The 7,483-nt window shown below is 63.4% G+C and carries 10 protein-coding genes, 1 pseudogene and 1 riboswitch; of the genes and pseudogenes, 4 read left to right on the top strand and 7 right to left on the bottom strand.

All coding sequences use genetic code 11. The annotated features are described in order from the left end of the window. Positions 1-163, top strand: a pseudogene (locus EN935_RS42050) (cobalamin biosynthesis protein); the annotation flags it as partial. A 34-nt stretch (positions 164-197) separates the two neighbouring features. Here EN935_RS42050 and cobO read toward each other — a convergent pair. From cobO to EN935_RS15025, 4 genes are read right to left on the bottom strand one after another with little or no spacing between them, the layout of a single operon-like run. Then, positions 198-812 carry a cob(I)yrinic acid a,c-diamide adenosyltransferase gene (cobO, locus tag EN935_RS15040; protein ID WP_127263240.1) on the bottom strand — a complete coding sequence of 205 codons (615 nt, stop codon included), beginning with the start codon at positions 810-812 and terminating at the stop codon, positions 198-200. A gap of 1 nt (position 813) precedes the next feature. Next, positions 814-1,326, bottom strand: coding sequence for a bifunctional adenosylcobinamide kinase/adenosylcobinamide-phosphate guanylyltransferase (gene cobU, locus EN935_RS15035; protein ID WP_127263241.1), 513 nt, complete (start codon positions 1,324-1,326; stop codon positions 814-816). Continuing rightward, complete coding sequence (locus tag EN935_RS15030; protein WP_127263242.1) at positions 1,319-2,125, bottom strand: CbtA family protein; 807 nt, start codon at positions 2,123-2,125, stop codon at positions 1,319-1,321. Before EN935_RS15030 ends, cobU begins: the two co-directional genes overlap by 8 nt. Before the next feature lie 15 nt (positions 2,126-2,140). Then, positions 2,141-2,320: a CbtB domain-containing protein gene (locus tag EN935_RS15025; protein WP_109667912.1), complete on the bottom strand. Its 180-nt coding sequence runs from the start codon at positions 2,318-2,320 to the stop codon at positions 2,141-2,143. Between the two features lie 35 nt (positions 2,321-2,355). After that, positions 2,356-2,553: riboswitch (cobalamin riboswitch) on the bottom strand. Positions 2,554-2,692: 139 nt separating this feature from the next. Between EN935_RS15025 and EN935_RS15020 the strand changes: the two genes are divergently transcribed. Beyond that, positions 2,693-3,868: an aromatic ring-hydroxylating dioxygenase subunit alpha gene (locus tag EN935_RS15020; protein ID WP_127263243.1), complete on the top strand. Its 1,176-nt coding sequence runs from the start codon at positions 2,693-2,695 to the stop codon at positions 3,866-3,868. A 7-nt stretch (positions 3,869-3,875) separates the two neighbouring features. Here EN935_RS15020 and EN935_RS15015 read toward each other — a convergent pair whose 3' ends face one another. Continuing rightward, positions 3,876-5,075 (bottom strand): MFS transporter, encoded by a 1,200-nt coding sequence (locus tag EN935_RS15015; protein WP_126069437.1) that lies wholly within the window; start codon positions 5,073-5,075, stop codon positions 3,876-3,878. Positions 5,076-5,296: 221 nt separating this feature from the next. On the opposite strand from EN935_RS15015, the gene EN935_RS15010 reads away from it, so the two are divergent. Continuing rightward, positions 5,297-6,295, top strand: coding sequence for a DUF1624 domain-containing protein (locus tag EN935_RS15010; protein ID WP_127265715.1), 999 nt, complete (start codon positions 5,297-5,299; stop codon positions 6,293-6,295). Then, a complete protein-coding gene (locus EN935_RS15005) occupies positions 6,292-6,768 on the top strand; it encodes an isoprenylcysteine carboxylmethyltransferase family protein (RefSeq protein ID WP_109667921.1) in 477 nt (158 codons plus the stop codon). The genes EN935_RS15010 and EN935_RS15005 overlap by 4 nt, the downstream gene beginning before the upstream one ends. Positions 6,769-6,774: 6 nt before the next feature. Here EN935_RS15005 and EN935_RS15000 read toward each other — a convergent pair whose 3' ends face one another. Together EN935_RS15000 and EN935_RS14995 are read right to left on the bottom strand one after the other, a co-directional pair. Further along, complete coding sequence (locus EN935_RS15000; RefSeq protein WP_056596491.1) at positions 6,775-7,161, bottom strand: MerR family DNA-binding transcriptional regulator; 387 nt, start codon at positions 7,159-7,161, stop codon at positions 6,775-6,777. 152 nt (positions 7,162-7,313) lie between these two features. Further along, a partial coding sequence (locus EN935_RS14995) for a magnesium transporter (protein ID WP_206534519.1) occupies positions 7,314-7,483 on the bottom strand: 170 nt, incomplete at its 5' end.

The following is a 7,483-nucleotide window of genomic DNA, read 5'->3' as shown; positions in this document are numbered from 1 at the left end:
CTTCTATGGCGGCGTCCTGGTCGACGACGTCTTCATGGGCGAAGGCGGCCGGCGCGAAGCCGACAGCACCGACATAAGGCAGGCGCTGAAACTCTATCGCGTCGCCGACTATCTGCTGATCGGGTTGTTTGGGCTGGTCTCGGTTATTTTCATGGTGGCCTGATCTCACCCTCCCTTTTTGTGGGGGGTAAAAGCTCTTAGAACTCGATACCTTGCTGGGCCTTCACGCCTGCGGAAAAATGGTGCTTGGTCACGCCCATTTCGGTGACGAGGTCGGCGGCCTCGACCAGCGCCGGCTTGGCGTTGCGGCCGGTGACGACCACGTGCAGGCCCTCGCGCCGCGCTTTCAGCGCTGCAACCACTCTGTCGAGATCGAGATAGTCGTAGCGCAGCGCAATGTTGAGTTCATCGAGCACCAGAAGGCTGATCGACGGATCGGCCATCAGCTCAAGCACCTTGGCCCACGCGGCTTCGGCCGCGGCGATGTCGCGCTTCAGATCCTGCGTTTCCCAGGTGAACCCCTCGCCCATCGCGTGCCAGACGACGCGATCGCCGAAGGCGGCGAAGGCGTCCTTCTCGCCGGTATGCCACTTCCCCTTGATGAATTGGACGACGCCGACGCGCTTGCCATAGCCGAGCATCCGCAGCGCCAGCCCGAAGGCGGCCGTGGTCTTGCCCTTGCCCGGGCCGGTGTTGACGATCAGCAGCCCCTTCTCGACCGTCTTGCTCGCCACCTCGGCATCCTGCACGGCCTTGCGCTTGGCCATCTTGGCGCGGTGGCGCTCTTCGTCCTTGTTGTCGATATCGGTCATGTCATTTCACCTGGAGCGGCAGCCCCGCCACCATCAGCAGCACCGTATCGGCGATGGCAGCGACCTGCTGGTTGAGCCGGCCGGCGGCGTCGCGGAAACGGCGTGCCAGTGCATTGTCGGGCACGATGCCCTGGCCGACTTCATTGGACACCACGAACCAGGGTCCACGCGGCCGCGACAGCACGTCCGCCAGCCGACGGCATTCAAGCTCGAGATCGTGGTCGGCGAGCATATGGTTGGTCAGCCACAGTGTCAGGCAGTCGATAAGCACAGGCTGGTTGTCAGGCAAGGCCCCGAGCGCGCCGGCGAGATCGAGCGGTGCGTCGATGGTCGTCCAGCCTTCGCCGCGCCGTGAGCGGTGCAGCGCGATGCGCTCACGCATCTCGTCATCATAGGCTTGCGCCGTGGCGACATAGGTCCAACGCGGCGGCAAACCCGTCGCCAGGGTTTCGGCGTGCGCGCTCTTGCCGGAGCGCGCACCACCGATGAGAAAGGTAAGCTTGCGATCAGGCAAAGCTGTCGCGCAGGCTGGTCGCGGTGCCGGTGAAGCGGCCGCGCACCACGCCGACGACCGCGCCGAGCACCAGCCAGAACACCAGATTGGTCACTGTCACCGCCACCACGAACTGGTGATGCAGGCCTTCCGGAATCGCCGTCTTGTAACTGTCGGGCTGCGGCGCGCCGACAATATGCGGCGCGACGATCAAGGCCACAGCCAAGATCGCCAGCGGCAGCGACTTTCGGAAGGCGATCAGGCCGAGCCCGGCCGCGGTCGCCGCCACCGTTGCCCACCACCAGATCTGGCGCTCGGTCAGATCGGCAGCCGGCATGGCCGGCAGTTCCGGTGGCAGGCCGAGGCCAGGCGCCAGCGTAAACACGGCAAAGCCGGCAAGGCCCCAGAACACGCCCTGGCGCCAATTGCCGATGCCGCCGGCGAATTCCGAAACCGCGACCAGGATCAGCGCGAAGCCGATACCGGTGACGATATTGGCAAGCACGCTGAACGCGAAACGCTCGAAACCGTCTGCCGGCGCCCAACCCTCGTCTTCCGCGGGTGCCGCCGGTGCCGGCGTGGCAGCGCTCATGGAGTTTGTTGCCGGTGCGGCCGAACTCATCGCGTTGCCGCTGGTGGTATCGGCAGGCGCCGCCGGAGCGGCAGCGTGCTCATGTTCATGGCCGCCTCCAGCCTGTTCGTAGACTTCCGCCTTGAGGATGAGTGGCACGGTGGCATAGGCCTGCATGCAGGCGAGAACGACGCCGGCCACGAGCCCTGCGATCGCCGCGATGAACACGACGTTGCGAAACAGGTTCATGATGTCAGATCCTCGTCAGTGGCAGGGAAACGCCATCGAATGGCGATAGTCGTGAGCCGCATTGTGGACCGCATCGATATGCGAGAAGCCGACAAAGCCCATCACGAAAATGCCGAGAAACGCAGCAAGAGCGAGCTGCATGAAGCGCGACTGCGAGGAGACGGAGGCGCCGAGGGAGACGGAAGCGGTAGTCATATCTTGTCCTTTCGCCCTCCACCCGAGGGCATCGAAGTCAGTTTCCTGTCGCCGGCAGGTCTCCTGGCTCGCGGATCAGCGCCCTTCCCCACCTTCCCGAAGAAAACATCTTCAGTGGCATATGGAGAGGACTACCGCACACAGTTGCGGGGGCAGCCACGGCATTGGGCGAAACTCGCCCTCACCGCATTCCCTCTTGGCTCCAAAATGGAACCGACGACATTGGTGACTATAGGCAGAATCCTCGCCTCCGGCAAACCAAATTCCGCCGGCAACCATCGCGAATGCGTCGTACCAGCCGAGACCCGCCGGTGCCGCAATTGACAATTTTCCTGGCCGGGTGTCGGCTGACATCTCTAGAGGAAGCCAGCCATGCAGCCCATTGCCAGCGAGCGCGATCCCTACAACGGCCTGACCCGGGCCGAACCGACCCTGCCCTCGTCGACCTATTGGGACGCAGAAGCCTATCAAAAGGATCTCGACGCCATCTGGTATCGAAGCTGGCTGCTCGTCTGCCGCGAGGCCGACCTAGCGCAACCACTGGCTTTCCGCCGATTCCGCATCGGCACGCAGGACATCGTCGTGTTGCGGGACGAGACCGGCGAGCTGCGCGCCTTTCACAACACCTGCCGCCATCGCGGCTCGCAGCTTTGCCAGGAAAGCGAAGGCCGGCTGAAGGCGCGACTGATCACCTGCCCCTACCACGCCTGGTCCTATTCCCTGCGTGGCGACCTCGTGCGCGTGCCGTCGAAATCGCTGCCGGAAGGCTTCGACAAGGCCGGCCACCCCCTTTATCGGGTCGCACTCTCGGTGTGGCGCGGCTTCGTCTTCATCAACCTCACCGAAGACGCGACCGGTTCGGCGCAGGCATCCTTCGATCCCGCCTCCGGCGATCTCGGCAATTGGCCGCTGGAGACGCTGGTCAGCGGCCACGTACTGCGCAAGGTGATGAACTGCAACTGGAAGATCTTTTGGGAAAACTTCAACGAGTGCCTGCATTGCCCGGGCGTCCACAAGGACCTGTCGCGGCTGGTGCCGATCTATGGCCGTGGCCTGATGGGCCGGCACGACGATCCCGAATGGGCTCGCCACGCCGACAATGATGCACCGGAATTTTCCGGCGGCCTGCGTGCAGGAGCCGAAACATGGTCGCGCGACGGCCAGGCGCATGGGCCGGTCTTCGCCAACCTCACGCCAGTCGAGCGCGCCACGGGCCAGACCTATGCCACCAGCCTGCCGTCGATGTTCATCGTCGGCCATGTCGACTATGTCAGGTCAGTCCGGCTGGTACCGCTCGGCCCCGAGCAGACCGAGCTTGTCGCGGAATGGCTGTTTGCGCCCGAGGCGCTCGCCACGACCGACATCGACAACATCGTTGCCTTCGGCACGCAGGTGCTGGAGGAGGATGCGACGATCTGCGAGGTCAACCAGAGAGGCCTGCGCTCGCTGCGCCACCAAGCCGGCGTGCTGATGCCCGAGGAATACGACCTGCACCGCTTCCACAACTGGGTGCGCGAGCGGCATGCGGCACGCGAGGCAACCGCCTAGTCGGCGACTAAAGCGATTTCGGCAAATAGCGCCACGTCACAAAGCCGCAAACCGCCGCCAGCAGGCCGAGCGTGACGAACACCGAGCCCAGACCGAAAAAGGCTAGCACCACGGAATAGACCAGCGGCGGCGTCAGCTCGGAAAAGTCGAGATAGGTGCGATAGACCGCCGCCATCTGCGATCTTTCATAGGAGCGCACCGAGCGCATGAAGGCGGTCGAGCCGAGGGCGTCGAGCGCAATGGTGAAGAAGGCGCCGCAGAGCAGGAAGGCGCCGGTGAGCAGCGGCACGGTTTCGCCGACGAAGCCCGCCGCCAGCAGCGTGGCAGACATGGCGAAATAGGCAAATGTCATGGTCCTGCGGCCGCCGAAGCGCTTTCCTGCCTTGCCCCAGAAGATGGCCATGAACAGCAGCGCGTTGCCGGCCGAAACCAGCAGGCCACCGGCCAGCTTGCCCTCGCCGGTGATCACCATGAACAGCGGCCCATAGACGAAGAATGTCGTCCAGAAACAGGAGCGGCCGAAAGCGATCAGCCACGCCAGCCGCAGCCTGGGCTGGGCGATGAAGCGGCCGATATTGGCCAGCGGATTGGCTGGTCGCGTCTTGCCCGGGCGTATCGAGGGGTTGTCGCCGAGCCTATAGGTCCAGAACAGCGCCAGTAAGGCCATCGCGAACACCGCGACCGCACCATGCGCGGCATAGATGCCGAAGCGCGTGTAGAGGAAGATGCCGAGCGTCGGCCCGCCGGTCCAGGCCAACATCGACCATGCCATGCGCAGCGATTCGGCCTGCATGAAATCGGTCTTGCGGATGTGGTCCATGATGTAGAGGTTGAGCGTGATCGACAGCGCGCTTGCGCCCATCACGCGGCACAGCATGCCGGCCAGTTGCCCGGCAAGCGTGTCGGTGACAAAGAACAGCGAGCCGATGGCGAGCAGGCAGGCGCCGGCCGTGTAGACCCAGCGGCGGGCAAAGCGGCGGATCAGCATCGGCATGAACAATGTCACCGACAGGCCGAGCATCGCCACGACGGTGTAGAGGATCGAGACGATCTGCTCGTTGTGCAGGATCTCATAGGCCTGGATCGGGATGACGCTCGACACGGTGGCGCGAGCAAAGGATTCGACCGCATAGAGCGAAGCGAAGGTGCGCGCGTCCGCGGCCTTGAGGGCCGGTAGCCAGATCGGATGGCGCACATGGGTGGACATTGCTTCCCCAAGCAGAATCACAGGGCCAAATCTGGCGCGGCCATCCCCGCGCCAATAAGAGGAAACCGACGCGTATCCGGTAAAAGCGAAGTCGGCCAAAGGCTTCCCGCCACTGGCCTAATGCGGCGCCTGGTCCGGCGTCCGCGGCAAAGCTCACGGTCTTCTGTTGTCCGGTGCAACCGTGATAGTCGTCTTGCGGGGCTGAATCAGAATGCGAGACCATGAGCATCCAAACGCCGACCGCACCCGTTCAGGATCGACCAAAACGCATCGTCGCCATCGACATCGTGCGCGGCATCGCGCTGATCGCCATGGCGAGCTACCATTTCACTTGGGATCTGGAATTCTTCGGCTACACCGATCCCGGCCTGACCGCCTTCGGCTGGTGGAAGATCTACGCGCGCTGCATCGCCTCGACCTTCCTGTTCCTGGTTGGCGTCAGCCTGTACCTCGCCCATGGCCGACAAATCCGCTGGAACGGCTTCTGGAAGCGATTCGCCATGGTCGCCGGAGCCGCGATCGCGATTTCGGTCGTCACCCGCATCGCCACGCCGGACGGCTTCATCTTCTTCGGCATATTGCACGAGATAGCGCTGGCGAGCCTGCTTGGCCTCGCCTTCCTGCGGCTGCCGGCTTTGTTGACGCTGGTCGTTGCCGCGCTCGTCATCGCGGCGCCTGTCTATCTGCGCTTGGAGGCCTTCGATCACCCGTGGCTGTGGTGGGTCGGCCTGTCGGCGAACAATCCACGTTCCAACGACTACGTGCCCCTGTTGCCATGGTTCGGCGCTGTGCTTCTCGGCATCGGCGTCGCCAAGCTTGCCACGGGCGCGGGTGTCCTGACGGGGCTGGCGAACCTCAAGCCCGGCCGCTGGGCCAACCCGCTCGTCTTCATCGGCCGCCACAGCCTGGCCTTCTACCTGATTCACCAGCCGCTGCTGATCGGCTGCGTGTGGCTGTTCTCGCAGATCATGCCGGCACAGGTCGAAACCCCGCAGGTGAACTTCCTCAAAACCTGCCAACTGTCTTGCGAACAGTCGCGCGACACGGAGTTCTGTTCAAGCTACTGTGTCTGCATGCTCGATACGCTCGAGGGCGAGGCCACGCTTGATCGGCTCTACAACAACGACCAGACTGCGGAATGGAGGGCACATTTGTCCGATCTTGCCGGCATGTGCACAGCCAAAACCGATAGCAAGTTGATGGAGGAAGGGGTCCAATGACCGAGAACCAGCCGAAGCCGGGGATCATACCGTGGCCGCCGCTGATCTATACCGCCGCCATCGCCATCAGCATCGCGCTTGGCCTGCTCTATCCCCTGCCTTGGATCGGCGACATCCTGGGCGATATCCTTTTCGCCGCCGGTTGGGTGGCGCTGTTTGCCGTCGCCGCACTCTGGTTCACCGCGATCCGCACCATGATCCGGGCCAAGACCACGCTCAACCCCAACGCGGTGCCCGATCACCTCGTCACCACAGGTCCCTTCGGCGTCACCCGCAATCCGATGTATCTGGCCAACACGCTGCTTTTGATCGGCGTCGCCTTTGTCTCAGGCATCGTGTGGTTCCTGCCGCTCGCGTTCATCGCCGCCTATGCCACGCAGAAGGCCGCGATCGAAGGCGAGGAAAAGGTGTTGGCCGCGAAGTTCGGCAAGAAATACCGCGATTACGCGAAACGCGTGCGGCGCTGGATTTGACGAGCGCTACGTATTCACGCCAAGCTCAACCAGCCGCTCCACACAAGATTCCTCTGCCTGATCGAGTTCGGCAAGTGTCTCTTCGAGGTCGCGGCGCTTCTGTCTGAGATCCTCGCGCTTTTCCTCGATGCGCTTGATCATCAGCTTGAGTTGACCGACCTCGCCGGGCGGCGCCTTGTACATCTGGATGATTTCGCGGATCTCGTTGATCGAGAAACCGAGCCTTTTGCCGCGCATGATCTGGCGGATGAGGTGGCGGTCGGACGGGCGAAACAGCCGCGTGCGGCCACGCCGCACTGGCTGCACCAGCCCCTCGTCCTCGTAGAAGCGCAGCGTCCGCGTCGATACGTCGAACTCGCGAGTCAACTCGGTGATCGAATAATATTCTCGCATTGCCACTCCCGCACGCCGGAATCCCAAACGATCGCCATGCGGCGCCCTTCCGTCCCGAACCAAAACCCATGCCATGCCGGAATCGATATGGCGCCCCGCGCAAGCCTCGCATGGCATTTACGTAAAAGTCAATTGAGACACGACAGGTGCCTTCAGGGCACACCGAACCACCATGTGGCAATGCCGAGAAAGGCAAAGAAGCCGACGACATCGGTGACCGTGGTGACGAAAACCGCCGAAGCGACCGCCGGATCGACCTTGAAACGGTCGAGCAGCAGCGGGATCAGGATGCCGGCCAGGGCGGCCGCGAACATGTTGATGA

The sequence above is a fragment of the Mesorhizobium sp. M7D.F.Ca.US.004.03.1.1 genome, assembly GCF_003998635.1.
GTDB classification, from domain to species: Bacteria; Pseudomonadota; Alphaproteobacteria; order Rhizobiales; family Rhizobiaceae; genus Mesorhizobium; species Mesorhizobium loti.
The sequence above is the reverse complement of the archived record's forward strand: the minus strand, read 5'-3'. Positions and strand labels throughout refer to the sequence as shown.